The 1,267-nt window shown below is 51.8% G+C and carries 1 protein-coding gene; it reads left to right on the top strand.

All coding sequences use genetic code 11. From position 1 onward, the window contains the following. Positions 1-67: 67 nt before the first annotated feature. Positions 68-1,165, top strand: coding sequence for an RHS repeat domain-containing protein (locus AAE484_RS17390; protein ID WP_341939706.1), 1,098 nt, complete (start codon positions 68-70; stop codon positions 1,163-1,165). Positions 1,166-1,267 lie beyond the last annotated feature (102 nt).

Genomic DNA, 1,267 nt, shown 5'->3' with positions numbered 1-1,267 from the left:
ACACCTCTTCTAGGGTGGTAGAATACCACCTTAAATGGTGTCCGGAATCATTAGACCACTTCAGATCGTGGAAGCCTATGGTTACGATGCCAATGGCAACCGGACCCTTAAAACCAGCACCGAAGCGGGTGTGGAAGCGGAATCCGCCACCTATACCGCGGGAGACCAACTGGAGGGCCGAGACGATACCACCTACGACTACGACGCCAATGGCCGACTCAGCGGCAAGGTCGAGGAAACCGACGCCGGCCCGGCCGTGACCACCTACGTCTACGGCAGCCAGGGGCAGCTATTGCAGGTGGACACCCCGGACACGTCCATTGAATATCGCCACAATGCCCTGGGCCAGCGAGTCGCCAAACTCATCGACGGCGACATCGTAGAGCGCTACCTGTGGCAGGACCTGACCACCTTGCTGGCCACCTATGATGGCAGTGGCAACCTGAAGCAGCGGTTTCAGTACACAGCGGGGCATACACCCACCAGCTTCACCCAGAGCGGACAGCGGTACTACATTCAGACCGATCACCTGGGCAGCCCCAGAGCTGTTACCGACAGCAGTGGTACGGTCGTCAAAGAAATCCGGTACGATAGCTACGGCAATATTATCAATGACAGTAATCCGGAATTCCAGATACCGTTTGGGTTTGCGGGAGGTCTACACGACGCGGATACCGGACTGGTCCGGTTCGGGTTTCGGGACTACGATCCAGAAGCCGGGCGGTGGACGGCGCGGGATCCGATTGGGTTTGATGGGGGCGACACTAACTTGTATGGGTATGTACTAAATAATCCTATTAGCTTTTACGATTTAGATGGTCTTGAGTTGTCCTCTGTTGATCAAGCTGCGGTTGCTGTCGTTAGTGATCGACACTTTACAAGTACATATAACAGAGAAGTGGGAGGGCGTGTTCTGCAGAGTTGGATTAACTCTGATTCTATCTCTACTACTACTGTTGTAGGCCAAGAGAGAAGCGTATACGTTATGGACGCCCCTATAAAACTATTTCATAGCACAGTTGCAACGTTCCATGTTCATCCTGATGGAGAAGTCGGAAACTACTTTTCTCAAGAGGATATCTGGAACGCTGAAAGCAGACTGTTGCCTACGTACGTAAGTGGTGATTCTAGGATACTAAAATATGATCCGGTAATCCTCCCATAAATTAAGGGTACTCATAAGTAGAATTTTCTCGTAATCTATCCCCAGAGGAGATTCTGCATGAAGAAGTCACGTTTTACCGACAGTCAGATCCTGGCCATCCTG

The sequence above is a fragment of the Marinimicrobium sp. C2-29 genome, assembly GCF_038419845.1.
Classification (GTDB): domain Bacteria; phylum Pseudomonadota; class Gammaproteobacteria; order Pseudomonadales; family Cellvibrionaceae; genus Marinimicrobium.
Note: the sequence above shows the minus strand (reverse complement) of the source record. Positions and strands in the feature narration are given on the sequence as shown.